At 65.8% G+C, this 24,349-nt stretch carries 24 protein-coding genes; 12 read left to right on the top strand and 12 right to left on the bottom strand.

Going from position 1 to position 24,349, the window contains the following annotated elements:
• Nucleotides 1-53: 53 nt before the first annotated feature.
• The 5 genes from CT676_RS31175 to CT676_RS31155 all read right to left on the bottom strand — a co-directional run bounded on the left by CT676_RS31175 (nucleotide 54) and on the right by CT676_RS31155 (nucleotide 6,544).
• Entirely contained in the window at nucleotides 54-1,808 is a 1,755-nt protein-coding gene (locus CT676_RS31175; protein WP_135216028.1) for a SulP family inorganic anion transporter, read from the bottom strand.
• Nucleotides 1,809-1,904: 96 nt separating this feature from the next.
• Nucleotides 1,905-2,177, bottom strand: coding sequence for a helix-turn-helix transcriptional regulator (locus CT676_RS31170; RefSeq protein WP_014492044.1), 273 nt, complete (start codon nucleotides 2,175-2,177; stop codon nucleotides 1,905-1,907).
• Nucleotides 2,178-2,484: 307 nt separating this feature from the next.
• Nucleotides 2,485-4,533 carry an elongation factor G gene (locus CT676_RS31165; protein WP_085399307.1) on the bottom strand — a complete coding sequence of 683 codons (2,049 nt, stop codon included), beginning with the start codon at nucleotides 4,531-4,533 and terminating at the stop codon, nucleotides 2,485-2,487.
• 153 nt (nucleotides 4,534-4,686) lie between these two features.
• Nucleotides 4,687-5,169, bottom strand: coding sequence for a DUF992 domain-containing protein (locus tag CT676_RS31160; RefSeq protein ID WP_085399306.1), 483 nt, complete (start codon nucleotides 5,167-5,169; stop codon nucleotides 4,687-4,689).
• 172 nt (nucleotides 5,170-5,341) lie between these two features.
• The gene (locus tag CT676_RS31155) at nucleotides 5,342-6,544 is read right to left on the bottom strand and encodes a pyridoxal phosphate-dependent aminotransferase (RefSeq protein ID WP_039157959.1); all 1,203 of its coding nucleotides are present in this window, start codon (nucleotides 6,542-6,544) and stop codon (nucleotides 5,342-5,344) included.
• 561 nt (nucleotides 6,545-7,105) lie between these two features.
• Between CT676_RS31155 and CT676_RS31145 the strand changes: the two genes are divergently transcribed.
• From CT676_RS31145 to CT676_RS31125, 6 genes are all read left to right on the top strand, one after another.
• The gene (locus tag CT676_RS31145) at nucleotides 7,106-7,756 is read left to right on the top strand and encodes a glutathione S-transferase family protein (protein WP_071909583.1); all 651 of its coding nucleotides are present in this window, start codon (nucleotides 7,106-7,108) and stop codon (nucleotides 7,754-7,756) included.
• Nucleotides 7,757-7,908: 152 nt separating this feature from the next.
• Nucleotides 7,909-8,085 (top strand): hypothetical protein, encoded by a 177-nt coding sequence (locus tag CT676_RS44405; protein ID WP_167768215.1) that lies wholly within the window; start codon nucleotides 7,909-7,911, stop codon nucleotides 8,083-8,085.
• A gap of 85 nt (nucleotides 8,086-8,170) precedes the next feature.
• Nucleotides 8,171-8,317 carry a hypothetical protein gene (locus CT676_RS31140; RefSeq protein WP_162137015.1) on the top strand — a complete coding sequence of 49 codons (147 nt, stop codon included), beginning with the start codon at nucleotides 8,171-8,173 and terminating at the stop codon, nucleotides 8,315-8,317.
• 128 nt (nucleotides 8,318-8,445) lie between these two features.
• Nucleotides 8,446-9,258 carry a PAS-domain containing protein gene (locus tag CT676_RS31135; RefSeq protein ID WP_085399305.1) on the top strand — a complete coding sequence of 271 codons (813 nt, stop codon included), beginning with the start codon at nucleotides 8,446-8,448 and terminating at the stop codon, nucleotides 9,256-9,258.
• Nucleotides 9,259-9,345: 87 nt separating this feature from the next.
• Nucleotides 9,346-9,801, top strand: a complete 456-nt coding sequence (locus CT676_RS31130; protein WP_085399304.1) for a GNAT family N-acetyltransferase — start codon at nucleotides 9,346-9,348, stop codon at nucleotides 9,799-9,801.
• A gap of 263 nt (nucleotides 9,802-10,064) precedes the next feature.
• The gene (locus tag CT676_RS31125) at nucleotides 10,065-11,006 is read left to right on the top strand and encodes an aldo/keto reductase (protein ID WP_028151823.1); all 942 of its coding nucleotides are present in this window, start codon (nucleotides 10,065-10,067) and stop codon (nucleotides 11,004-11,006) included.
• A gap of 33 nt (nucleotides 11,007-11,039) precedes the next feature.
• Here CT676_RS31125 and CT676_RS31120 read toward each other — a convergent pair whose 3' ends face one another.
• From CT676_RS31120 to CT676_RS31110, 3 genes are all read right to left on the bottom strand, one after another.
• On the bottom strand, nucleotides 11,040-11,363 hold the full coding sequence (locus CT676_RS31120; RefSeq protein WP_085399303.1) for an antibiotic biosynthesis monooxygenase: 324 nt from the start codon (nucleotides 11,361-11,363) through the stop codon (nucleotides 11,040-11,042).
• A gap of 86 nt (nucleotides 11,364-11,449) precedes the next feature.
• Nucleotides 11,450-12,667, bottom strand: coding sequence for a DUF1501 domain-containing protein (locus CT676_RS31115; RefSeq protein WP_167768214.1), 1,218 nt, complete (start codon nucleotides 12,665-12,667; stop codon nucleotides 11,450-11,452).
• 2 nt (nucleotides 12,668-12,669) lie between these two features.
• Complete coding sequence (locus CT676_RS31110) at nucleotides 12,670-14,226, bottom strand: DUF1800 family protein (RefSeq protein ID WP_135216026.1); 1,557 nt, start codon at nucleotides 14,224-14,226, stop codon at nucleotides 12,670-12,672.
• A 114-nt stretch (nucleotides 14,227-14,340) separates the two neighbouring features.
• Between CT676_RS31110 and CT676_RS45440 the strand changes: the two genes are divergently transcribed.
• Nucleotides 14,341-14,559, top strand: a complete 219-nt coding sequence (locus CT676_RS45440; protein ID WP_085399301.1) for a cysteine-rich CWC family protein — start codon at nucleotides 14,341-14,343, stop codon at nucleotides 14,557-14,559.
• 172 nt (nucleotides 14,560-14,731) lie between these two features.
• Here the strand turns inward: CT676_RS45440 and CT676_RS31100 are convergent, their stop codons facing one another.
• The 3 genes from CT676_RS31100 to CT676_RS31090 all read right to left on the bottom strand — a co-directional run bounded on the left by CT676_RS31100 (nucleotide 14,732) and on the right by CT676_RS31090 (nucleotide 16,619).
• Complete coding sequence (locus CT676_RS31100) at nucleotides 14,732-15,427, bottom strand: glutathione S-transferase family protein (protein WP_063985539.1); 696 nt, start codon at nucleotides 15,425-15,427, stop codon at nucleotides 14,732-14,734.
• Between the two features lie 185 nt (nucleotides 15,428-15,612).
• On the bottom strand, nucleotides 15,613-15,843 hold the full coding sequence (locus tag CT676_RS31095) for a hypothetical protein (protein ID WP_085399300.1): 231 nt from the start codon (nucleotides 15,841-15,843) through the stop codon (nucleotides 15,613-15,615).
• On the bottom strand, nucleotides 15,840-16,619 hold the full coding sequence (locus CT676_RS31090; RefSeq protein ID WP_085399299.1) for a sulfite exporter TauE/SafE family protein: 780 nt from the start codon (nucleotides 16,617-16,619) through the stop codon (nucleotides 15,840-15,842). Before CT676_RS31090 ends, CT676_RS31095 begins: the two co-directional genes overlap by 4 nt.
• Nucleotides 16,620-16,926: 307 nt before the next feature.
• Here CT676_RS31090 and CT676_RS31085 point away from each other — a divergent pair, with 307 nt between their 5' ends.
• From CT676_RS31085 to CT676_RS31070, 4 genes are all read left to right on the top strand, one after another.
• Entirely contained in the window at nucleotides 16,927-17,844 is a 918-nt protein-coding gene (locus CT676_RS31085; protein ID WP_063985542.1) for a LysR substrate-binding domain-containing protein, read from the top strand.
• A gap of 124 nt (nucleotides 17,845-17,968) precedes the next feature.
• On the top strand, nucleotides 17,969-18,196 hold the full coding sequence (locus tag CT676_RS31080; protein WP_071909573.1) for a hypothetical protein: 228 nt from the start codon (nucleotides 17,969-17,971) through the stop codon (nucleotides 18,194-18,196).
• Between the two features lie 54 nt (nucleotides 18,197-18,250).
• Entirely contained in the window at nucleotides 18,251-18,481 is a 231-nt protein-coding gene (locus CT676_RS31075; RefSeq protein WP_063985544.1) for a hypothetical protein, read from the top strand.
• A gap of 194 nt (nucleotides 18,482-18,675) precedes the next feature.
• Nucleotides 18,676-19,482, top strand: coding sequence for an HAD family hydrolase (locus CT676_RS31070; RefSeq protein ID WP_135216025.1), 807 nt, complete (start codon nucleotides 18,676-18,678; stop codon nucleotides 19,480-19,482).
• Between the two features lie 15 nt (nucleotides 19,483-19,497).
• On the opposite strand, the gene CT676_RS31065 is transcribed toward CT676_RS31070, so the two are convergent.
• Nucleotides 19,498-21,054: a hypothetical protein gene (locus CT676_RS31065; protein ID WP_135216024.1), complete on the bottom strand. Its 1,557-nt coding sequence runs from the start codon at nucleotides 21,052-21,054 to the stop codon at nucleotides 19,498-19,500.
• Between the two features lie 245 nt (nucleotides 21,055-21,299).
• Between CT676_RS31065 and uvrB the strand changes: the two genes are divergently transcribed.
• A complete protein-coding gene (uvrB, locus tag CT676_RS31060; RefSeq protein WP_135216023.1) occupies nucleotides 21,300-24,272 on the top strand; it encodes an excinuclease ABC subunit UvrB in 2,973 nt (990 codons plus the stop codon).
• The last annotated feature ends 77 nt before the right edge of the window (nucleotides 24,273-24,349 follow it).

Here is a 24,349-nt window from a genome sequence, read left to right as displayed (position 1 = left end):
GCCGTGACGCGGCAGTCTCGATCAAATCGGCCGGCTTGAGAAGTGCGCTGCCGTCAGGTCGCGGCCGCGTCATCGGCCACGGGCCGCGCCGCGCCTCCCTTGATGTCGGCGACGGCACGCGCGATCGTCGCGCGATAGCGCGCACGCGGCGGCGTCACGCCGTGGGTGAGCAGCGCGCGGCGAACCGCGGGCGACGCCCCCGTGATGAACAGCCGGATGCCGTGGCGGTGCGCCTTGACGGCGACGCGACCGAGCACGTTGGCGGCCGTCGAATCCAGGAACGGCACCGCGGCGAAATCGACCACAAGACCCTTGCGCTGGTCGGCGATGCCGTCGAGCACGTTTCCGATTGCCGAGGCGGCACCGAAGAAGAACGCGCCGGTGATGCGGTAGACCAGCACGTCGCGATCGATGGCGAGCGCGGGATCGTAAGGCACGCGCTCGCCATTGCCGTCATCGGGACGATCGGCGGCCACCAGCGGGGAGCGCTCCTCGATGCCCGTCATCTCCGCCATGCGGTGGATGAACAGCACCGCGCCGAGCGCGAACCCGACCAGGATGCCTTCGGTCAGGTCGCGGAAGATGGTGAGCAGGAAGGTCGCAAGCAGTACGACGGCATCGCCCCAGGATGAGCGCAAGAGCGTTGCGAATTCGTGCTTCTCCGCCATGGTCCAGGCGACGACGACGAGCACGGCGGCCAGCGCGGCCAGCGGGATGTAGCTCGCGAGCGGCGCTGCGATCAGCATGAACAGCAGCAGGAAGACCGAATGCAGCATGCCCGCGAGCGGCCCGCGTCCGCCGGCGCGGATGTTGGTGGCGGTGCGCGCGATCAGGCCGGTGACGCAGATGCCGCCGAACAACGCCGAGCCGATGTTGGCCGCGCCTTGCGCCACCAGCTCGCAATTGGAGCGGTGGCGGCGACCGGTCATGCCGTCGGCCACCACCGCCGACAGCAGCGATTCGATGGCGGCGAGCAGCGCGAACGAGATCGCATCCGGCAGCACGGCCATCGTCTTCGCAAACGAGAACGCCGGCAGAGCCGGCGACGGCAATTCGCGCGGAATGCCGCCGAACCGGCTGCCGATGGTTTCGACCGGCAGCGACAGCACGGCAGTCGCGACCGCCGCGAGCACGACCGCGATCAGGATGCCGGGCCAGGACGGCCGCCAGCGCCGCAGGCCGGCGATGACGGCAATGCTGACGATCGCGACCGCGACGGCGGAGGGATTGATCGTGTGCAGGCCTGCGGCGAGCGCAACGAGTTTCGGCACGAATTCGCTGGGCTCTTTCCCGGCCAGCGTGATCCCGCCGAGATCGCGGAGCTGGCTGGCGAAGATGATCACGGCGATGCCCGCGGTGAAGCCGACCGTGACGGGGTAGGGAATGAACTTGATGTAGGTGCCGATCCGCAACAGGCCCGCGGCGATCAGGACCATGCCCGCCATCAGGGTGGCGAGGATGACGCCGTCGACGCCGTGCCGCTCCGCGGTGACCGCGACCAGCACGATGAAGGCGCCGGCGGGCCCGCCGATCTGGAAGCGACTGCCGCCGAGCAGCGACACGATGAAGCCACCGACGACAGCGGTGTAGAGCCCGCGGTCCGGCGTCACGCCCGAGGCGATTGCGATCGCCATCGACAGCGGCAGCGCGACGATGGCAACCGTCAGGCCCGCGAACACATCGGCGCGGAGATCCGCGAGGCCGTAGCCTTCGCGCCAGACGGTGACGAGCTTGGGGAGATAGAGTTCGGCAAAGGTCGGTCGACGCAGCTGATGCAGCTTGCCTGCGTGTTCGCCAGTGATGCTCATGTCCGCAGAGTGCTCCGCTGCCCACAATGCTCCGGTGCATCGTGCAGCGCGCGCGTGCGACGATGCGCTAGCTCATCCCGAGCACGATCAACGCGATCATGCTCCCACGCGGCGCGGCGGTCCCGGCTCCTTCAGGCGAACGCCCCGCCCGCCGCTGTCGCTGCGGGCCTGCTCGCCGATCAGCTCGACGCCGGCCCGGTCGAACGCCTCGACCACCTTGATCAAGGTCTCGACCACTCCGCGCACATTGCCGGTGCTGGCCTCCATCCGCTGGATGGTCGGCAGCGAAACGCCGGCGAGCTCGGCCAGGGCTTTCTGGTCAATGCCAAGCAGCGCGCGGGCTGCCCGCATCTGGAACGACGTGATCACCGTGGCCTCACGTATCAGAGTTTATAAGTGATATCTGGAGCATGTACAATGATGTAAAATACATCATTGCAAGGCGAACGCAAGGGAGTTTGCCGTACGACCCGTCCGTCTCCACCGTCATTGCGAGGAGCGAAGCGACGAAGCAATCCAGAATCCCTCCGCGGAAAGACTCTGGATTGCTTCGCTGCGCTCGCAATGACGGAGAGGAGGAGGCTGTGTGAGTCCAGTTTTCACGGTGCGCGCGGAAACAGCCCCTCTCCCCGTAAAGAACGGGGAGAGGGAGTGAGAGAGCCGTGCTTCCCTTACATCACGCCGCGTGCTGATGCGCGGCGATGATCTGGTCGGCGGCGCGGCCGGTCACCTCGGCCATGTGGTCGAACTGACGGGTGAAGCTGCCGGCTCCAGCCGTGGCCGAACGCAGCTCGACGATCAGCTCGCCGATCTCCGCTTCTGGCATCATGGCGCGGACGCAGTCCCATCCGCTCCAGCCGTCACGGGTGTCGAAGCCGAGGATCTGGCCGCGCCGCGCCGACAGGATCGCGTTGATCTTGGCGGTGGCGTCGGTCGGGCAGACGATCTCGACCACGTGGATCGGCTCCAGCAGCACCGACTGGCATTGCGGCAGGCCTTCGTTGAGTCCGACCCGCGCCGCCGTCCGGAAGGCGAGGTCGGAGGAGTCGACGCTGTGATAGGAGCCGTCGGTCAGCGTCACCTGCAGATCGGTGACGGGGAAACCGAGTGGGCCGCGTGTGAGCCCGTCGACAACACCCTCTTCCACCGCGCCGATATAGTTGCGCGGCACCGCGCCGCCGACCACCTTCTCGGTGAACTTGAAGCCCTCGCCGCGCGGCAGCGGCTTGATGTCGAGCACGACATCGCCGAACTGACCGTGACCGCCGGACTGCTTCTTGTGGCGGCCGCGCTGAACGATCGGCTTGCGGATGGTCTCCTGGTAGCCGATCGCGGGTGGATGCGAGGTGATCTTGACGCCGAAGCGGTCGCGCAGCCGCTCGCTCGCCACGCGCAGATGCATTTCGCCCTGGCCCCACAGCACGGTGTCGTGGGTCTGGGCGTTCATCACGACGCCGAGCGAAGGATCCTCCTCATGCAGCCGGGCAAGGGCCTGGCCGAGCTTGACGTCGTCCTTGCGATCGGTAGCGGCGACCGAGATCGCGAGCACCGGCGGCGTCGGCTCCGGGGCGAACAGCGCAGCCGGCGGGGACTTGCCGCTCGAGACCGTGTCGCCGGTCTTGATCGGGTCGACCTTGGCGAGCGCAACCGTGTCGCCGGCTTCGGCCGCGGCACGCTTGGTATCGTAGGCGCCGTTGACGGCGAGGATGCCGGAGATGCGACCGCTCCCGCCGGAGGCGGATTGCAGCGTGGCTCCGTCGTCGAGATGGCCGGCGAGCAATCGCGTCAGCGACAGCTTTCCGCCGTGCTGCGAATGCAGCGTCTTGAAGACGTAGCCGAGCGCCTCCTTGCTGGCCGGCACACCGAGACGCTTTGCAGTCTCCTCGATGCCGGGCGCCTCGTGGCGCAGGGCCTTCATCAGGCGCAGCACGCCGTTTTCGCGCGCGGCGGCACCCAGCAGCACGGGGCAGATCTGCCCCTCGCGCAATTCGCGGGCGAGATCGTCGAACACCGCATCGCGCGGGGGCTGGATGTCCTCGAGCAGTTGCTCCATCAGCGCGTCGTCGTGATCGGCGAGCTTCTCCAGCATCGAGAAGCGGGCCTCCTTCTCACGATCGAGATCTCCGCCTTCGAGCGCGACCACCTCGGAGGCCTTGTGCTCGCGGTAGACGAACGCACGTTCCAGCGCGAGATCGACGAAGCCCTCGATCAGCTCACCCTTCCAGATCGGGATCTGGCGCAGCACCAGCGGTACGCGCGAGGCGGGCTGGAGTGTCGCCAGCGTCTCGCGGATGCGCTTGTTGGCGCGGTCGATCTTGTTGAGGAACAGGAAACGCGGGATCTTCAGCTCCTCAAGCTCGCGCAGGATGATCTGAAGCTGCGGCAGCTTCTTCTCGTCGGCCTCGCAGACCACGACCGCGGCGTCGACAGCGGGAAGCGCTGCGCGCATGTCGTGGGCGAACTCAACGGAACCGGGACAATCGAGGAAGGTGTAGCTGTCGCCCATGAAACTCGTGGTGGCGGCAGTCAGGCCGACGGTCATCTTGTGATGACGGGCCTCCGGGAAGGCGTCGCCGACGGATGTTCCGGCGTCGACGCTGCCGGCGCGGGGGATTGCGCCCGTTCGCGCCAGTATTGCTTCGAGAAGTGTGGTTTTACCGCTTTGGAATGGGCCCACCAGTGCGATGCACCGTGGACCTCGGGGACTTCTGACGTCTTGTCCCATTCGCCGCCTCCTTGGTGTGGAGCTCGGCCCATGATTGGGTCGGCAAACGCCGATGCTCTGCCCGTCCCCGAGATTTGGCAAGCATCAAAAATCGCTGCGGTGCGTCGTTGCCGAGATCGCGTCGGACCGACGCGATCTGCACACGCGAAATTGTCAACGACCCGGACGGAGTTCCAGACTCTCGAGGCCGGCGGCGACGTTGAGGCCGACCTGGCCCTGTACGCTGAGCGGCTGGAGCGCGATCGAATTGTTGGAGCCACCGACCAGCGCGTTGCCACCGATACCGACGCCGACTGAGGCGCTGCCCTGCGCGCCGGCATAGTTGCCCGAGAGATCACCGGGGCCGAGCCGATCGACCGGCGCGAACACGCCCCATGCAAGCGTGGTCTCCTGGGTGATGCCGATGTCGAGGCCCACTTTACGGATGGTCGCGACGTAGCGATCCTCCGGCAAACCGTCGGCACGCAGGACGCAGCCGAGATGGGTCACCGATCCCACGATGAAGCCGACGCTGGCGCCGCCGCGGCATTCGAGCACGCCGACCCGGACCATCCGCTGCTGCTGCGCGCTGCTGTTTGCGACGGAGGCAACGAGGCTGGCCGCGGCGAGCCCGGCGAGGATGAACGAACGGCGCATGAATATCTCCGGCGATGAATGTGATGCGAGCAGAGAGAGCGCCCCACCCGTGTTGCGCGATGGTCTATGCCACAACAGCCGTGGTGGTGCCAGATCACGCGTGACGATAAGCGTGCAAACAATAAAAAGGCCCGCCGGAGGCGGGCCTTTTCGATAGGTATTCGCGACAGGCTCAGCGGAGATTACCGCAGAAGCGCTGGATGCGCTTGCAGGCGTCTTCGAGATCCGAGGTCTTGGTCGCGTAGGAGATGCGGAACGCCGGGCCGAGGCCGAAGGCCGAACCCTGCACCACGGCGACGCCTTCGGTCTCCAGCAACTCGGTCACGAAGGTCTCGTCATTGTCGATCACCTTGCCCGACGGTGCGGTCTTGCCGATGGTGCCGGCGCAGGAGGGATAGACGTAGAACGCGCCTTCGGGACGCGGGCACTCGATGCCCTTGGCCTGGTTGAGCATGGAGACCACGAGGTCGCGGCGCTCCTTGAACACCTTGTTGTTGGCGGGGATGAAGTCCTGCGGACCGTTCAGCGCTTCCACCGCGGCCCATTGTGCGATCGACGACGGGTTCGAGGTCGACTGCGACTGGATCGTCGACATCGCCTTGATCAGCTGCGCCGGACCGCCGGCGTAACCGATGCGCCAGCCGGTCATGCAATAGGCCTTCGACACGCCGTTCACGGTGAGCGTGCGGTCGTAGAGTTTCGGCTCGACCTGCGCGACCGTGGTGAACTGGAAGTCGTCATAGACGAGGTGCTCGTACATGTCGTCGGTCATCACCCACACATGCGGATGCCTGACCAGCACGTCGGTGAGCGCCTTCAGCTCGGTCCTGGTGTAGGCCGCGCCGGTCGGGTTCGACGGCGAGCACAGGATCACCCATTTGGTCTTCGGCGTGATCGCGCGCTCGAGCGCCTCGGCCTGCAGCTTGAAGCCGGTCGCGGCGGTGCAGACCACCGGCACCGGCTCGCCGCCGGCGAGCGCCACCATCTCGGGATAGCTGACCCAGTACGGCGCGGGGATGATCACCTCGTCGCCCGGATTGATGGTCGCCATCAGCGCGTTGTACAGCACCTGCTTGCCGCCGGTGCCGACGATGATCTGGTTCGGCTTGTAGGCCACGCCGTTCTCGCGCTGAAACTTGCCGATGATGGCTTCCTTCAGCTCGGGAATGCCGTCGACGGCGGTGTACTTGGTCTTGCCGGCTTCGATGGCATGGATCGCAGCCAGCTTGATGTTGGCGGGCGTGTCGAAGTCGGGCTCGCCGGCGCCGAGGCCGATGACGTTGCGGCCCGCCGCTTTCAGCGCACGTGCTTTATCCGTGACCGCGATGGTCGCGGACGGCTTCACACGGTCGAGCGCAGCGGCAAGGAAGGACATCGTCATCTCCTGACAAGCGTCGTGAACCCTTTGGCCTCACGACTCCGATTGTGGGAATGAGCCACCCTAAAACGTGTGCCGCTGCGCTGCAAGAAACTTCGGTCCGATCTCGAAAAAGTTTACGGATCTGGAGCGTTTCAAGGCGCGATTTCCCGCAATTTTCCGTAACTTTGCCGCCGGAATCCCTCATATCCGGCAAGGCCTGTCCTCGGAGCAATTTTGCGCGTTGCGCGCCGCCATGAAGCTGACGGCAGTCTGACGCTCGACAGGACGCTTGAGACAACCTTTGAGCGATTTGCTTTGAAAGACTTTGGCCGTCAGCGGCCGAGGCGATCACGATCGTTCAACCGTCCCGCACGAACGTGCGGCCGCGCGCTAACGCAAGCGTGATCTGATTTGCAGCGTCGCACGAAAATGATCTTTCGCGGCATTGCGGTGCGGTAGGGTTTTCGAGTTTTTCTATGGCGCGGGTCTTGCGGCGGATTCGCAACGGCATCATTGTTTAGCCGCGGTGCGGGGCAACGAACACCGCGCCTTCCCGTCCTCGGAACGAACTCCAGAATGTACAAGCTCTATTCGATGCAACGCTCCGGCAACAGCTACAAGGTCCGCCTTGCGCTGGCCCTGTTGAGCGTGCCTTACGAAGCAGTCGAGGTGGACATTCTGCGCGGCGAGAGTCGCACGCCCGACTTTCTGACCAAGAACCCGTCGGGACAGGTGCCGCTGCTCGAGGTCGGCGACGACCGCTATCTCGCCGAGTCCAACGCCATCCTCTGGTACGTCGCGGTCGGCACGCCGCTTGCGCCCGAGAACCGCATTGACCGCGCCGAGGCGCTGCAATGGATGTTCTTCGAGCAGCACGCGCTCGAGCCGAACATCGGCGCCGCCTATTTCTGGCTGTCGCTGGTCAAGGGCGGCCGCGATCTCCAGACCCACTCCCTGGAAGACTGGATGGAGCGCGGCTATGGCGCGCTCCAGGTGATGGAGAACCACCTCAAGACCAACGCCTATTTCGCCGCCCGCCAGCTCACGGTCGCCGACATCGCGCTCTACGGCTACACCCACCTCGCCGAGCGCTGCGACTACGACCTCTCGACCTTCCCGGCGATCCGGGACTGGCTGAAGCGCGTGGAAGCTGCACCCGGCTTCGTGGCGATGGACTGGCGGCCCGCCGACGTCGACGACCCCGCCAGTATCGCGGCGGGCGCCTGACGGCGCGCTGGCTCCGGGAATAGCGGGCATAAGGACAGCCTATGCCGCATTCTCGCCATTTTCGACGCTATGGCCGCCCCAATATTGCCGGTTGAAACGGGGAAATTGTTCGAGTCGCGGGTGATTCGCTCGCACGTTGAAGGATTTAGACCATGATTCGGGCGTCCGGCACGGCAGGCTTTCGGGGCCAAACCGCTACCGTTTCGTCTTCCCGGCTGACCAACGCGGTCGTGGCCTCGCTCGCCGTCGCCGCGCTCTCGCTGTGCCTGATCGTCACCCTGACTGTGCTGTCGACCAAGGCGACCATGGCGATGGGTCTGCCGGTCTGATCCCCGTTTCATCCCGGACCCGCCTTCAAGGTGCCACGCGGCCCGCGCCGACCGGCATCGCGACAGGACACCGATGAAATCGCCTGTGGTAGTCGTTGCAATCACCCTGACTGCGGCCATCCTGGTCGCGGCATCGCTGTTGATTTTCACCGGCGTGCGCAAGAGCTCGGGGACGTCGACGCTGAATGCGCCGGCGCAGCAGCAGCGCCTCAGGCACGCGCATTTGGCCTAAAATCATCCGAAAGCTTTGCCCTTGCCGGCAAGTGCTCCTTAAGCGCACCGCATGAAATCGCATCGCATGGGCGCAACGATCGGCCAGTGTTGCGGCCTTACCTCGTTCGGGAGGAGCGAGACTGGCCCATGCGGTTCGGATGGCGTGCGATCTCCGGTCCGGCGCTGACAGCGGCAATTGCGCTGCTGGCGATCCTGCTCGATCGCTATATCCATGTTCCCTCGCCTGCGCCCCTGTTCGTCTGCATCGTGGCGCTCGCCGGCTCACTGTCGGGTCTCGCTTCCGCCATGACCAGCGCCGCCGTCGCGGTGATCGGCGCGGCGTTGTTCTTTCTGGCCCATCGGGCCCTGCCGGGCTATGCGGCGGCGGATCTGGTCCGGCTCGGCCTCCTCGCCGTGACGACTGCCGGCACGGCCGCAATCACCGGCCTGATGCGCGAGCGGCTGCTCGGCACATTCGCCGCCGAGCGCCAGAGCCACGCCACCGCCGCGCGGCTGTCGGCCGCGCTCGACCAGGTCGATATCGGCATCGTGCTGCTCGACGCCGAAACGCGTGCCGAATTCATCAACCGCGCATTTCGCGACTATTTTGCGCTGCCGGACGAAGTGGCCGACGGCAAGCCGCCCTTCATTGCGCTGATGTATCACGGTCGCGACACCGGCGCGTTCGAGCTGCCCGAGGATGAGCTCGGCACCTTCATCGCGCAGCGGATGCAAATGGTGCGGATCGGCGATGCCACGCCGATCAACATCGCCTTGCGCAATGGCGAGGTGCTGCGCTTCGTCTGCGCCGTCCTGCCCGATGGCGGGCGCATGCTGGGCTACACGCCCGTGACCGACCTCGTGCGCCACACCGACCCGCCCGCGCGCGCCGAGTACTACCGCTCGCTGCGCGATCCCGCGGGCCGCAGGCTGATGCGGTACTTGCGCGTCGCGGAGTGATGCGACGGCGCGATTGATCGGCAGTGCGATCATCACGTATGAAGGACGCTTCATCGCCTTGCGTCCTCCGAGATCGCGGAAACCCACATGTCGCTCACCATTCGCTCCGTCACGAAACAGGACTACGATCAATGGCTGCCGTTGTGGGATGGCTATAACGCTTTCTACGGCCGCTCCGGCCCGACCGCGCTGGCCCCCGAAATCACGCGGATGACGTGGCAGCGCTTCTTCGATGGCTATGAACCGGTGCATGGGCTGGTCGCCGAGAGCGACGGCAAGCTGCTCGGCATGACGAACTATCTGTTTCACCGCAGCACCACGGCGATCGAACCGTCCTGCTATCTGCAGGACCTGTTCACGCTGGAGGCCTCGCGCGGCAAGGGCGTCGCCTCGGCGCTGATCTACGACGTCTACGAGCGCGCAAAGCTCGCGGGGTCCCCGCGGGTCTACTGGCAGACGCACGAGACCAACGTCACGGCGCAGAGCCTGTACGACAAGGTCGCCGAGCGCTCCGGCTTCATCGTCTATCGCAAGATCTTCTGATCGCGGCAGTCGCGCAGTCCCTGTGGATAACTCTGCCTGTCACCCGCGCGTAACATAGCGGGACTACGTTGCACCTGCGTCTGATCAGGCCCCCCGTCACCGATCAAGCGCCCCAAAGCGGTCCCCGTCAGTCGCCGCGTCTGACAGGGGCCGCATTTTTTTTGGCTTCAGTTCCCGGCAGCATGGCAGCAACGCAAGGCGACGCCTTGCCGCTAGCGGGCAGCGCAGCCACAATGGCCCGCTTTCTCCTGACAGGACCTCCCATGGAAATTCGTAATCTCGGCGCCTCCGGCCTGCGCGTGTCCGCGGTCGGGCTCGGCTGCAACAATTTTGGCCAGCGCATCGACCTGGAGGCCTCGCGCAAGGTGATCCATCGCGCGCTCGATCTCGGCATCACGCTGTTCGACACCGCCGACATCTATTCGGCCATGGGCGGCTCGGAAAACGTGCTCGGCGCCGTGTTGGGCGATCGCCGCAAGGACATCGTGCTGGCGACGAAATACTCGAAGCCGATGGCGGAGGACGGAACCAAGCAGGGCGCTTCGCGCCGCTACATCATGGCGGCCGTGGACGCGAGCCTGAAGCGGCTGAAGACCGATTACATCGATCTCTACCAGCAGCACGATTATGACCCGCTGACGCCGATCGAGGAGAGTCTCCGCGCGCTCGACGATCTCGTCCGCCAGGGCAAGGTCCGCTACATCGGCAATTCGAACTTTCCCGCGTGGCGGATCGCCGAGGCCGAGTACGTCGCGCGCGCGATGAATGTCAGCCGCTTCGTCTCCTGCCAGGACGAATATTCCCTGGTCGTGCGCGACATCGAGAAGGACCTGCTGCCGGCAGCAACGGAATACAAGCTCGGCCTGTTGCCGTTCTTCCCGCTCGCAAGCGGACTTCTGACTGGCAAATACAAAAAGGGTGAGTCCGCACCCGGCGACACCCGCTTTGGCCAAACTCCGCGACTGCGCGACCGCTACGTCACCCCGCGCAACGAGGCGATCGTCGAGAAGCTGCAGGCCTTTGCGCAAGCGCGCGGACACTCGATGCTCGAGCTCGCCTTCTCGTGGCTCGCCGGCCGCCCGCAGGTCTCGAGCGTCATCGCGGGCGCCACCCGCGTCGAGCAGATCGAGCAGAACGTCAAGGCGATCGCGTGGAAGCTCAGCGCCGATGAGATGGCGGAGATCGACAAGATCACGCAGGGCTGATGTTTAAAGCGCGGCGCGTTACTTCGCGGCGCGTTACTTCGCGCCGCGTCCCACCGTCTGCATCACCTCAAAGCCTTCGAACTGGGGATGGCCGAGATAGAGTGGCTTGTTATCGCCAGCGCGCTGATGCGCCGCGCGAAACGCCTCCGACTTGGTCCAGGCCTCGAACGCGGCGTGGTTCGCCCAGATCGTGTGTGAGGCATAAAGCGTGTGGTCCTCGAGCTCGGGGCCGCGCAGCAAATGGAATTCGACGAAGCCCGGCACCCCGTCGAGAAACGTGTCGCGCGAGAGCCAGACCTGTTCGAAAGCGGTTTCAGAGCCCTTGGTGACGCGGAAGCGGTTCATGGCGATGTACATGGGGGTGATCTCCTGATGCTCGGCTCATCATGTCGTCATTCCGGGACACACCGCAAGGCGCGGGCCCGGAATGACGGTGGCTGTTATTACACCACCAGTCCCTTCATCGGCCGCGCAGCGGCGCTGTCCGGGAACACCGTCTCCGCCAGCACGCGATCGGACAGGCCGAACTGTCCCTGCAGCACGCCCTTGATTACCGAGCGCAAATCCGTGGTCGGCTTGAGGTCGCGGCCTTCGTAGAGGTTGGCGAGCTTGAGGCCGGGCCAGTCGGAGATGACGCGGCCGCCTTTCACTGCGCCGCCGGCGAGCAGCGCGATCGTTCCGGTGCCGTGATCGGTGCCGTCGGTGCCGTTGATGCGCGCGGTGCGGCCGAACTCGGTGGCGACGACGATTGCGGTGTCGCGCCAGCGCTCGCCGAGGCCGCTTTCGAACTCGGCAAGCGCGCCATCGAGGCCGCCGAGCAGGAAGGCCAGACGCCCGACCGGACCGCCTTCATTGGCATGCGTGTCCCAGCCGTCGAAGGCGAGCGCGGCAATGCGAGGGCCGTCGTCGGCCGCCATCAGTTTTGCGGCGCCGCGCGCGACCTGGCGCATCTGCGCGACCTGATTGCCGGGCTTCGGCTTCATGTCGTCGCCACTCGCGGCCTTCTCTAGCTGGAGGCCCTGCGACAGCGCGGAAGCCAGCGCGGGATCGCGGTGGCGATAGAGATCGACCAGCCGCATCGCGGTGTCGTCGTCGGCTTGCGGCAGCGCCACCGGCGCCCAGCCGACGGTCGGCGCATTGCCGCGCAGCACCAGTGGCGTGGTCGGCCCGACCGCGAGCCCGCTCGACACACGCTCGCCGCGCGGCAGCGCTTCGAGCGCGCGATTGAGCCAGCCGGATTGCACGCGGCCGGGGCCGGTATAGCCGCTTTCGAGCACGTCCTGGCCATCGAAATGCGAGCGGTCGCGATAGGGCGTCGCAACAGCATGGATCACCGCGGCATGCATGTCGCGATACATGCGCGCGAATTCCGGCATCGCCGGATGCAGCGCGAAGAAAGGATCGAGCATGATGGCGGGATGCGCGCCGTCGGCGGCAAGCGCGATCGAGCCGTGCAGGCCGGCATAATCGGGGTCACCGAGCGGCGCGACGGTCGAGAGCCCGTCGAGCGCGCCGCGCAGGATCACCACGATCAAGCGCGGATCGCGCCCGCCGGCCGCGCGCGCGAATTTCGGCAAATAAGCCCATGCCGCGAAGGATGCGCCGCCGAGCAGGAGGCCGCGGCGCGAGGTGAGGAGCCGGTTCTCGACGCAGTCGATCATCATCATCTCCTCTGCATTTCCGGCGACATCAGCAGCAGCGCCAATGCCTGTTGGCGCGATTCCGCCCGTTCGATGGTTTTGCGCGTCTCGATGGACGCCGCATCAGCGGCGGCGAATTCGAGCAAGTCGAGCGGATCGATATTGGGCCCAAGCCGCGCGCCCATTTGTGCCGCGATGTCGAGCCGGAGCTTGATGCCTTCGGGTGCGGCCCAGGCCGCGCTGGTATCCGGGAAGCCATTGGGACCGGCCGGCGACCACAGTGGCTGGCCGAGCAGATTGAGATTGTTGAGATAGCCGCCGGGATCCTCCGGCACGCGCGCGAGCAGCCGGCCACTCGCGACCACGAAGTCGTAGGGCGAGCGCATCTTGGTCAGCGGCGCCTTCCACGCTTCGTCGGAATCGACGAGCGCCGTCGCCATCGCCTTGAGATCACCGTCGGTCTTGACGAAGACGTCGCGCAATCGCGCCACGAGGGCCGGCGGCGGATCGTCGGCAACGAAATGGCGGACGAATTTGGTGGCGATGAAATTGGCGGTCGAAGGGTGGCGCGCGATGTCGGCGAGCGCGGCCTCGCCTTGCGCGAGTCCGGTCGGCTCGTAGGTCTTGCCGAGCAACATCTGCGGCCCGGGCTGATGCGCGTTGGCGTTGAACGCGAAGGAGCCGGGCGTGCCGAGCTGCCCCTGCCTTCCGGCAAAGGTCCAGCCGGTGATGATGCGCGCGAGCGAGGTGACGTCGTCCTGTGTGTAGCCGCCGCCGACGCCGAGCGTATGCAGCTCCATGATCTCGCGCGCGAGATTTTCGTTCAGCCCGCGCTTGCGGTTTTGCCCGGCGCGCGAGTCCGGCCCGAGCGATTGCTGGTTGTCGAGGAAGAACAGCATCGCCGGATGCTGCTCGACCGCCCTCAGCATGTCGGCGAAGCGCCCGAGCACATGCGGCCGGATCGCCTCGCGCTCGAACGCGCCGGCCCAGATCCGCGCCAGCTCGCCCTTGCTCGCGGAGATGCAGAAATGGTTGGACCAGAACACCACCAGCCGCTCGGTGAAGCCGCACTCGACCAGCGTCGCGCGCTGCAACCGCGCCAGCGCCTCGGCACGAAAAGTTTTCTGGATCACGTTGAGCGGCTGCGGCGCGGGCTTGGCGGCAGGGGGCGCGGCAGCGTTGGGCTGCATGGCGTCCGGTTTCGCCGCATTGTCGGCGGGCTTGGCCTCCGCCATCTGGCCGGCGATCTCGGTCGCGGCCGCATTGAGCGAGAGATTGCGGCGCAGCCCCGGCTTCGGATCGGCCGGTGCCTGCTGCGCCCCTTCAGCGGGCGCAGCAGCCTTTGCGGCCTCGCGCGCCTGCTTGACCTGGTCCTGATAGGCGAACACGGCCTGGCCCAGCTGCGGTGTCGATTGCAGGCCCGGCGCCTCCAGCAGCACGCCGTTGGGGCGCGCGAGTTCCGCCTTCACGAAGCCGCGCGGATCGGAGGCCGCGTTGATGAGATCGCCGGACGCCCCGCCGCGCGCTCCGAAACCGAAACGGTTGAGCGCGACGAGGGCAGCTTGCGAATCGCGGGCCATCGATGTGTCCTTCGCGCGTTGCCAACCGCTTTCCGAGTCTGAGCGCAGCGCCTAATATACCGTAGCGGGAGATGAACCCGGCATGAAAATGACGGCGAAGCCTTTGGGCAAATCATGACAAATCCGAAAGAATTTCCCTCCGAATTTCCCTTGCCGGAACCGCGCCGCCTCGCCTGCTCCCGTTGCGGCACCGAATTCGGCTGCGATCTCTCGGGCACCTGCTGGTGCGCGGAGGAAACGGCGCGCCTGCCGATGCCGGTCAAGGGCGAGGATTGTTTGTGCCGGGAGTGTCTGAGGAAGGCGGCGGCGGAGGCGGTGAGCGCGGCTCGTTAAGCGTGAGAGGATCGCCACAACCTCGGTGTCGTCCCTGCGGACGCAGGGACCCATAACCACAGGAAGGCGTTTGGCGAAGACTCGTCGTTCGGTATGCGACCATCCGCAACATTCAGATCACGCGGTATGGGTCCCTGCGTTCGCAGGGACGACGGTGTCGAGAGAGCCTGCCTTACACCGCGTGCCCCGGCGACTTCCGCGCCATGCCGTCGAACGCGTCGAGCAGTTTTTCGCGCCACGCATAGACGGGATCATCCACTTCCAGCAGCCTGAACGGGCTCACCACACGCGCCCATTGAAAACCGCCGAACACGATATAGTCGGCATAGTTCGGCGCGCTGCCGCCGAGATAGGCCTGCGTCTTGAACGTCTGCCGCATTACTTCGAGCGACTTGCGGAACGCGACGACGCCGGTCTCGCGGCTCGCCTGGACCTCTTCCAGGGGCTTGCCGAACCGCGCCTCACGCGACTGGCGGAAATAGGCGGCGTCGACCTGGCCGAGGTTTTTCGGGATGTCGGCGACGATCAGCAGAGAGAGGCCGCCGACGATGGCGATGTCGCCCCAGGCATTGAGCATGCGCGCCATGGCGCGGCCGCCCTCGCCGCCGAACAGCGACGGCTGGTCTGGAAAATTGTCTTCGAGATAGTTCGCGATCGCCCAGGAATCGATCACGGGCTTGTCATGATGCAGGAGCACCGGGACCTTCTCCGAGCCGTGCGGCGAAATCGCGCCCTTCTCGGTGAAGCGCCAGGGCAGCGATTCCGCCGACAGCCCCTTGTGCGCCAGCGCCATCCGCGTGCGCCAGCAATATGGGCTGAACGGGCGCGCGGCATCGGTACCGACGAGTTCGAAGAGCTTGAGCGACATGAAAGGCCTTCCCTGCCAGAGCCTCATCCTGAGGAGCGCGGAACGCGCGTCTCGAAGGATGAAGGCCCGATCTCGGCCTCGCCCTTCGAGACGCGCGCAAGATGCGCGCTCCTCAGGGTGAGGGTCTCCCATTCTGGATTGCTTCGCTTGCGCTCGCAATGACGATGTGGCGGCGGAGGTGTGTGTCACCGCCCGTTCGTGCGCAGCAACTTCTCGCCGTCCGTCGTCACCGCGATGATCAGCCCCACGCCTGCAATCGTTTCGCGGGTGACGTAGCCGCGCTCGGCGGCGTCTTCCCAGATCGTGAGACGCGGGCATGAGGTCTTCCAGGTCGCGATCACCTCGGCATAGGCGCGCGGCTCGCGCGCGATCCATTCGACGAAGTCCAGCACCAGCGGGTCGGCCATCTCGCTCATTGCAAACCTCCCTTGTCGAAAGCCGCCAGCACCGGGGTACGAAGCAGGAGCCAGCCGCCATAGGCGATGTAGTAGCAAGCGATGGTGGTGATCAGCTTGTTCGACCAGGCCACGAATTGCTGGTCGGTCATGGCTTCGAGGATGCGCCGCGCCAGCGTGGTGCCGAGCATAGAGGCTGCGATCGCGACGCCGGCGAGCACGGGATCGAGGCTCGCGGCCTGGTCGATGATGCGGCCGAAATAGACGAGCTTGGTGAAATGGCTGACGAGCTGGCACATCGCCTTCGTCGCCACCTTCTCGCGCCGGCCGAAATCGCCGCCGAGGAAGAAGGTGTCGAGCAACGGGCCGGACACGCCGGTCATCAGCATCAAGCCCATGCAGATCGTGCCATAGACGGTGCCCTGCCAGAGACGGTCGGGATCCGGCTTGATGTTCGACGGCAGCAGCCGCGCCATGAACGGGGTGATGCCGAGCAGCAGCAGCGCCATCGGCTTGTCCGGCACATAGCGGGTGAGCGACCAGGCCGCGAGCGCGACGGCAGCGCCGACCATGTAGTTCGCGACCGGCCGCCAGCGGATATGCGCGCGCCACAGGAACGCGCGCCAGCCGTTCGAGGCCATCTGCGTGATCGCATGCAGCACCATCGCGGTCGGCAGCGGCATCAGCGCCAGCAGCACGCCGATCAGGATCAGCCCGCCCGCCATGCCGAACAGCCCCGACAGGAACGCGGTGGTGACCATCAGCAATCCAAGGGCAGCGATCATGATGGGCGTCACGAGAGATTCTCCTGCAAGCACGTAAGGGACGAAGGCTGCATCACTCCCTCGCCCAGCTTGCGGGGAGAGGGTGGGGTGAGGGGGAGTCTCCGCAAGGAAGGTGGCAGAGGGACTCGCGGAGAGTCCCCCTCACCCGGAATTTGCTCTCGCAAACTCCGGCCTCTCCCCGCGTGCGGGGAGAGGCGAAGAACGCGGCGGCGGCCCCGAAACACAACTTGGAATTACTCTCATTCTTGTGCCTCGCTTGCCCCGGCTGCGCAAACTGAGTTATCTTGGCCTTGCATCAGCTTTCCTGAGGGTGGGTCATTTGCGGCGGCTGCTGTTTCTCAACGGCATCAAGGCATTCGAGGCGGCGGCGCGGACCGGCAGTTTTGCGGCGGCCGGGCTCGAGCTCAGCGTGTCGGCGGCGGCCGTCAGCCGCATGGTGCATCTGCTGGAGGAACGTCTTGGCGTCGCGCTGTTCGAGCGCAAGGCCAACAAGCTCGTGCTGACGCAGGCAGGCCGCGCCTATCAAGGCGGGCTGACGCCGATCTTCGACGCGCTGGCAAGCCTCACCGCGCAGGTGACGGCGCCCTCCAGCGTCCGCGTGCTCACCATCGGCGTCGGCCACACCTTTGCGATGCGCTGGCTGATCCCGCGCCTGTCGGAGTTTCGCAGCGAGGAGCCCGACATCGAGGTGCGCTTCACCACCGGTGGTGCCGAGGTCCCATTCGGCGAGGACTGGAGCTGCGGCATCAAGCTCGGCACCGGCGACTGGCCCGGCCTGGTCGCCGAGCCGCTATTCGCCGGCGACCTCACGCCGGTCTGCGTGCCTCGCCTCGCCACCGGCCTGAAGCGGCCCGCCGACCTCAAAGGGCCAGGCCTGATCCGCGTCACGCATTCGCCGGAGGATTGGCCGATCTGGCTCAAGGCGGCGAACCTCACCCGCATCAACGCGCGCGGACCGGAATTCCAGTTCTACGGCCAGGCGCTCCAGGCCGCCGCCGACGGCCTCGGCATCGCCATGGGCATCCGGCCCTATATCGACGACGATCTCGCCGCCGGCCGGCTGGTCGCGCCGTTCGATCTCTCGGTTCCCAAGGGCATGCGCTGGTACCTGCTGTATCGCAGTTTTCAGACCGAGCAGCGCGACTTCGCCGCGTTCCGGCGCTGGATCATGCGGGCGGCCTCGGAGCCCGCCGCACGCCCCGCCAGGCGGATCGGCCGCGCCGCGCCGCGGAACTGACGCCCGTTCCACGAGGCCCTGGGCAAAAAAGCCGGCCGCTTGTGAATGGCTTCACATACTGAACCCGCCAAACGTGGTCCCCTGACCCTTCAACAAGACACTTACGGAACATTTGGGGACTACAATGACGACCATCTACGACGGCTTTGACATCGAATCCTTCGAGGCCGGCAAAGGCCTCTGGCATGCCCGCATCCGCCGCGCCGATCTCAGCCCCCTCGCCATCGACGGCGTGCTGTTTCCGGCCATGGAAGTCGGTTTCGCCTGGCCGGATCAGAACGCGGCGATCGCCGATGCCAAGCACCACATCGACCGCTTCCGCCGGCGGGCCGACGACCACGACGACGAATAAGCGCGGGACTCCAAGCGAACCAAGGGACAGCGCAGCATAAAGGGGGAACCGGTCATGTCAGTCATCGAATTCGAAGACACGCCGCGGCCGAGAATCTATGCCCGCAATGTGCTGTCGAAATGTCCCGAATGCGATGGCGATCTCGCGGTGCTTCGCGTGATCGGCGGCCGCGCCGGGTGCGAGTACTGGACCATGCGCTGCACCGATTGCGGCGGGATCCATCTCGACATCCTCGAGCCGCACCGGGCGAGCAACGACGACGAGGCCCCGCCGCCGGCGGCGTAAGGCGCGACCGGCGATCCGGTCGCACGCTCGCAATCGCAATTCCATCCGGCCCCTGCAACTGCTATGCTGGCGCAGCAACCGCGCGCGCAGGCGAGGCATGACGGATGATCAAGGCTCTGCTGCTCGATCTCGGCGATACACTGATCGACTCCGCCAGTGAAAAACCGTTTCCCGGCGTCGAGGACGCGCTCGGCGTGATCGAGACCTTCGAGACGGCGGACCACGCGCCGCTGGTCGTGTGCCTGGTCTCGGACTACACGATGCCTGAACCGCGGACATCACGGGCGATCGCTGCGACCTTTGCCGAATACCTTGAGTTGCTCGACAGGACCGGCCTGCGGCGCTTCTTCGAACCGGTCGAGGAACGCGTGACGCTGTCGACCCATGCCGGCGCGAGAAAGCCCGATGCCTTGGTGTTCGAGACAGCCTTTAAGCGCGCCGGTGTCGATGGCGGCTTGAATCAGGCGCTGTTCATCACGGAAAATGCCGAGCATATAGCGGCCTGCCGCAAACTTGGGATGAAGACCCTGCGATATGGCACCGATTTCACATCCTGGTCGCAGGCCCCCTTGCTGATCTCGCAGGACATTGGCGCCGCCGGTTTCAAGAACAGCGAAGCGGTGTTCAGACCCGCTTTGGCCGACCGTGGCCTGAAGCTTCAATCCATCGAGGACCTCAGCCCGAACAAGCTCCGCGGCACTGCACGCAATCTGGTGCAGCTGCATTCGCCCGACCTCGGCAGCTTCAACGACGTGCATGTTGAGTTGCCGGTGGAGGTCGCGGCGAGCCTCGATTCGGCCGGTCGCATCACCACGGTGCACTCGACGCCCCGTCCTGACGACGTGGCCGAGGCCATTCTGAATGTGCAGTCGCTCGCGGCCAACAAGCAGATCGCCGACGGTCCGCCCGATCCCGCATCGCCCGTGCTGCCGACCTATCGGGTGGAAACGGATTCTGAGGGGCGGCGCATTCTGCGCCGCCGCCGCTTGACGGCCTTTTGACCGCAGACCGCCGCCTCAAATGCAGCAGCCGCACAGGAAGCGGATGCGGGTCAGCACCTTTTTGCCGCCGACCGTGCGGATGACGTGGGTGCGAATATTGTTCGACGACGCATCGTCGGCCGCGGCGGCGGCCACCAGCCCTTTCTTCTTCGCCGTCTTTGCGGCCGCCTTCGGCTTGCCGTCGAGCTCGATGCGACCGTTCCTGAGCAGCGTCTCGACGAAGGCGCCGACCTCGTCCTCCGTGCGATTGTGCTCTGGCAACGCGCCGAGCACCGCCGCACGGGCGCCGGAGCGGCCGATCAGAACCGGCTCCGCCGCGAAGGCGACCACGCCGCGAAGTCTGGTGTCGATATCGCCGAGCGGGACTTCGCGCCGATGCACCGCTTCCGCCACGCCCTCCCCGAGCATGGCGAGCGGGCGGATCGCGAATCTGGCGCCCTTCGCGCCGATCCGCTCGCGCAGATCCGAGAGCGTGCTCGGCGCGATCGTGGCGCTCGCCTTCAGGATCTTGGGTGGCGGCCCCGCCAACGCCGCCGTCGGCGCGGTCATGGCGGCGCTGCCGAGCATGATGTCGTGATCGGAGAACGCCTTGCCGATGATCTCGCGATTGGCGCCGTTGTTGATCTGGCCGTCGGCCTTGACCATGGCCCGGCCCACGGACTGAAAATATCGCGCCGTCTCCGGCGTCTGCCGCACCGCTTCGACCAACAGCCTGCCGCAGGTCTGCGCGGCGGTCAGCAGCGCCGCCTCGCTGCCGGCGCCGCTCGCCGCGAACACGCCGCGGAGCGTGTCATAGAATGCGCCGGTGAAGACGCGGCTGAAATTGTGGCTCTCGCGCGTGAGCAATTCGGGCGGATCTTCGAACTTGCCGGCCGGCAAGGTGCTGGGCAGCTGCCATTTGAACGTATTCAGCGCCCGCCGCGGCTTCGAGGGGTTGACGTTGCCGAACTGCTTGAGAATGGCGGCCGACAGATATTCGGAACTCGCCTCGACGAAATTCGGCTGGGACAGGTCGGGCGTGATCTGAAGCAGCTTGATCCGCGTCGCCTGGTCCGACAGCGCGGTCAGCAGGGCAACCACGTCGCCGAACGCTTCGTGAAACGCTCCGACCTCAGGTAGCGGGCTGTTGAACAGCTCCGGCCGCTGGGAATCGAGCAGGGCGTGGCCGACCTCATGGCTGACCGTGTCGGTGCTGGCCGCGGAGAAGGTGGTTGTGGTGCCGTCGTTGAAGTCGAAGAACCGAACACCTTGCGTGTCGTAATAGGCATTCAACCGCCGGGGGCCGACCGTTTCACCGTCATTGTAGGTCAGGCTGATGTCGATGCGAGGCCCTTGCGACCATCTGGCGAGGTTGCCGGCATAGGTCTCCCAGGCCTCCACAGCGGCGAGCGCCGCTTCCCGGCTCTGCCAGAACAGAAAGTCCCGCTGATTGACACCGAACGGGGCCTCGGCCGCGTGAGCCTCATAGTTGAAATTTGCACGCCCGGCCGGACGGTCGGGCCGCGCGTCCTGCTGCCGTTGCGGCATGTCGGTCACGGCATTGGGGTCGTTCGGGATGAAATTGATTGTCATGGAATCTACCCGCTGTTGAGGCGACTGGCCGCGCCTGCGGCCGAAAGCGCCGCCGAGATGCATGAAAATGGTCAGATCATCGCGCAATAAAGACTACCTAAAGTAGCGCCATTGCCGTCCGACGCAACGACAAATTTGTCGCGTCGGGGCGATCATGGCTCCTGCTGCCAACCTGCTGTCAGCAGCCTGAGCACGGAAGGGCATTCGCCCTTTTCTGAAGCGCTGACTCGTCCCATATTCGGGGCATGGCGAAGAAACCTGCTCCCCCGAAATCCCCCAAATCCAAAGCCCCGAACTCGAAGGCACATCGGCCCGACGTGCAGCCGATCGGGCCGGCGCTGGCCGAACTTCTGAATCCCGCGATCAATCGCGGCGATGCCGGGCTGGGATCGGGCACCGGGCTGCAGCCGCCGCCGGACAATTCGCGCGACCGCCGCGCCGGGGGCGAGGCCGCCGCGCACCGGGCGCGCGCCTCGACACCGAGAGATTTTCCGCAGGATAATGCCAAGAATCTGACTAAGCCGATGCCGCTGCGGCCCAATCCGCAGCCGCCGGGGGCGCGTGCGTCGGAGAGCGGCGGCTTCGACGAGGCGCCGCAGGCCAATTACGGCACCGCGGCCACGATCCCGACGCTCGATCCGGAACTGGCGCGGCAGCTCGGGATGCCGACAGAGGAGGACGATGCGGAAGCGCTGGCGCGTCCGCCGCGCAACAAAATGGAGGCGCTCGGGGTCAAGGCGACCGCGGATGCGCTGGAATCGCTGATCCGCGAGGGCCGTCCGGAGTTCCGCAGGGACGACGGCTCCACCAAGGTGTGGACGCCGCACCGGCCGCCGCGCCCGGAAAAGTCCGAAGGCGGCGTGCGCTTCGAGCTTAAGTCCCACTATGAGCCGCGGGGCGATCAGCCGACCGCGATCAAGGAGCTGGTCGAGGGCATCGAGCGCAACGACCGTTCGCAGGTGCTGCTCGGCGTCACCGGCTCGGGCAAGACCTACACCATGGCGCAAGTGATCGAGAAGACGCAGCGTCCCGCCATTATCCTGGCGCCGAACAAGACGCTCGCCGCCCAGCTCTATGGCGAGTTCAAGAGCTTCTTCCCTGATAACGCGGTCGAGTATTTCGTCAGCTATTACGACTACTATCAGCCCGAGGCTTATGTCCCGCGCACGGACACCTACATAGAAAAGGACTCGTCGATCAACGAGCAGATCGACCGCATGCGCCACTCGGCGACGCGCGCCCTGCTCGAGCGCGACGACGTCATCATCGTCGCCTCGGTGTCCTGCATCTACGGTATCGGCTCGGTCGAGACCTACACCGCGATGACGTTCGCGCTGAAGAAGGGCGAGCGCATCGACCAGCGCCAGCTGATCGCCGACCTCGTCGCGCTCCAGTACAAGCGCACCCAGGCCGATTTCACCCGCGGCACGTTCCGTGTGCGCGGCGACGTCATCGACATCTTCCCCGCGCACTATGAAGACCGCGCCTGGCGCGTGAATCTGTTCGGCGACACCATCGAGACCATCGAGGAATTCGATCCGCTCACCGGCCACAAGCAGGACGAGCTCGAATTCATCAAGATGTATGCGAACTCGCACTATGTGACGCCGCGCCCGACGCTGGTGCAGGCGATCAAGTCGATCAAATCGGAGCTGAAGCAGCGGCTCGACCAGCTACACGACCAGGGCCGTCTGCTGGAAGCGCAGCGGCTGGAGCAGCGCACCACCTTCGATCTCGAGATGATGGAGGCGACCGGAAGCTGCGCCGGCATCGAGAACTATTCGCGCTATCTCACCGGGCGCCTGCCCGGCGAGCCGCCGCCGACGCTGTTCGAATACGTCCCCGACAACGCGCTGGTGTTCGCCGACGAAAGCCACGTCACCGTGCCGCAGATCGGCGGCATGTTCCGCGGCGACTTCCGCCGCAAGGCGACGCTCGCCGAATACGGCTTCCGCCTGCCCTCCTGCATGGACAACCGCCCGCTCCGCTTCGAGGAGTGGGACATGATGCGGCCGCAGACGGTCGCGGTGTCGGCGACGCCGAGCGGCTGGGAGCTGAACGAAAGCGGCGGCGTGTTCGTCGAACAGGTCATTCGCCCGACCGGACTTATTGATCCTCCCGTTAATATCCGCCCCGCCCGCACCCAGGTCGACGATCTCGTCGGCGAGGTCCGCGCCACCGCCCAGGCAGGCTATCGCTCGCTGATCACGGTGCTGACAAAGCGCATGGCGGAGGATCTCACCGAATATCTGCATGAGCAGGGTATTCGCGTTCGCTACATGCACTCCGATATCGACACCATCGAGCGTATCGAGATCATCAGGGATCTTCGCTTGGGCGCCTTCGACGCGCTGGTCGGCATCAACCTGCTCCGCGAGGGTCTCGACATTCCCGAATGCGCACTGGTCGCGATTCTGGACGCCGACAAGGAAGGCTTTTTGCGCAGTGAAACGTCCTTGATTCAGACCATCGGCCGCGCCGCGCGCAACGTCGACGGCAAGGTGATCCTCTATGCCGACCAGATGACGGGCTCGATGGAGCGCGCCATCGCCGAGACCAACCGGCGCCGCGAAAAGCAGGTCGAGTACAACACCGCCAATGGCATCACGCCGGAGAGCGTGAAGAAGCAGATCGGCGACATCCTCAACTCCGTCTACGAGCGCGACCACGTGTTGGTCGAGGTCGGCGGCCACGACATGACCGACGACGTCATCTCGATCGGCCACAATTTTGAAGCCGTGCTCGCCGATCTCGAAACCCGCATGCGCGAGGCCGCCGCCGATTTGAACTTCGAGGAAGCCGCCCGCCTCCGCGACGAAGTCAAACGCCTGCGCGCCACCGAGCTCGCAGTGGTCGACGACCCCACCGTCAAGCAGCGCACCGTGCAGGGCAAGGCCGGCGCCTATGCCGGCACCAAGAAGTACGGCGACGCCGCCAACCTCCCCGTCAGCGCGATGAAGAAAAAGACCGTGAGCTCCGCACTGAAAGCCAGCGGCGGCGGCAGCGGCTCGAAGGTGCACAAGCCGCATCTCGACGAGATGCACGGGCCGGAGTCGTTGCCCTATCGCGAGAACCCGAGCCTGCCGGCAAAGCCGTTCGGCAGCACGAGCCGGATCATCCAGCCGACGGACTCGAGGCAGTCCGGGCCGGAGTTCGGACCTGCGCCGAAGTCGACGGGTGGACAGCCGGGACGGCGGGGTGGGTGGAAGAAGAGGTAGGCGGCGGAGTATCGTCCGCGCTTGTCGTGGTTATGGATTCCGGGCTCGCGCTTCGCGCGCCCCGGAATGACGAGGGA

This window comes from Bradyrhizobium sp. MOS001 (genome assembly GCF_004634465.1).
GTDB classification, from domain to species: domain Bacteria; phylum Pseudomonadota; class Alphaproteobacteria; order Rhizobiales; family Xanthobacteraceae; genus Bradyrhizobium; species Bradyrhizobium barranii.
The sequence above is the reverse complement of the archived record's forward strand: the minus strand, read 5'-3'. Positions and strand labels throughout refer to the sequence as shown.

Bases quoted from the DNA above. Each gene is read 5' to 3' on its own strand.
- CT676_RS31100 (WP_063985539.1), bottom strand. From the start codon at position 15,427: ATGTCGCTCAAGCTCTTCGAACTCGTCGGTACCGATGCCGCGCGCCCG.
- CT676_RS31080 (WP_071909573.1), top strand. From the start codon at position 17,969: ATGACGACCATCTACGACGGCTTTGACATCGAATCCTTCGAGGCCGGC.
- CT676_RS31145 (WP_071909583.1), top strand. From the start codon at position 7,106: ATGTACAAGCTCTATTCGATGCAACGCTCCGGCAACAGCTACAAGGTC.
- CT676_RS31175 (WP_135216028.1), bottom strand. From the start codon at position 1,808: ATGAGCATCACTGGCGAACACGCAGGCAAGCTGCATCAGCTGCGTCGA.
- CT676_RS31110 (WP_135216026.1), bottom strand. From the start codon at position 14,226: ATGGCCCGCGATTCGCAAGCTGCCCTCGTCGCGCTCAACCGTTTCGGT.
- CT676_RS31135 (WP_085399305.1), top strand. From the start codon at position 8,446: ATGCGGTTCGGATGGCGTGCGATCTCCGGTCCGGCGCTGACAGCGGCA.
- CT676_RS31120 (WP_085399303.1), bottom strand. From the start codon at position 11,363: ATGTACATCGCCATGAACCGCTTCCGCGTCACCAAGGGCTCTGAAACC.
- CT676_RS31155 (WP_039157959.1), bottom strand. From the start codon at position 6,544: ATGTCCTTCCTTGCCGCTGCGCTCGACCGTGTGAAGCCGTCCGCGACC.
- uvrB (WP_135216023.1), top strand. From the start codon at position 21,300: ATGGCGAAGAAACCTGCTCCCCCGAAATCCCCCAAATCCAAAGCCCCG.
- CT676_RS31065 (WP_135216024.1), bottom strand. From the start codon at position 21,054: ATGACAATCAATTTCATCCCGAACGACCCCAATGCCGTGACCGACATG.
- CT676_RS31115 (WP_167768214.1), bottom strand. From the start codon at position 12,667: ATGATCGACTGCGTCGAGAACCGGCTCCTCACCTCGCGCCGCGGCCTC.
- CT676_RS31075 (WP_063985544.1), top strand. From the start codon at position 18,251: ATGTCAGTCATCGAATTCGAAGACACGCCGCGGCCGAGAATCTATGCC.
- CT676_RS31160 (WP_085399306.1), bottom strand. From the start codon at position 5,169: ATGCGCCGTTCGTTCATCCTCGCCGGGCTCGCCGCGGCCAGCCTCGTT.
- CT676_RS44405 (WP_167768215.1), top strand. From the start codon at position 7,909: ATGATTCGGGCGTCCGGCACGGCAGGCTTTCGGGGCCAAACCGCTACC.
- CT676_RS31165 (WP_085399307.1), bottom strand. From the start codon at position 4,533: ATGGGACAAGACGTCAGAAGTCCCCGAGGTCCACGGTGCATCGCACTG.
- CT676_RS31125 (WP_028151823.1), top strand. From the start codon at position 10,065: ATGGAAATTCGTAATCTCGGCGCCTCCGGCCTGCGCGTGTCCGCGGTC.
- CT676_RS31095 (WP_085399300.1), bottom strand. From the start codon at position 15,843: ATGAGCGAGATGGCCGACCCGCTGGTGCTGGACTTCGTCGAATGGATC.
- CT676_RS31130 (WP_085399304.1), top strand. From the start codon at position 9,346: ATGTCGCTCACCATTCGCTCCGTCACGAAACAGGACTACGATCAATGG.
- CT676_RS45440 (WP_085399301.1), top strand. From the start codon at position 14,341: ATGACAAATCCGAAAGAATTTCCCTCCGAATTTCCCTTGCCGGAACCG.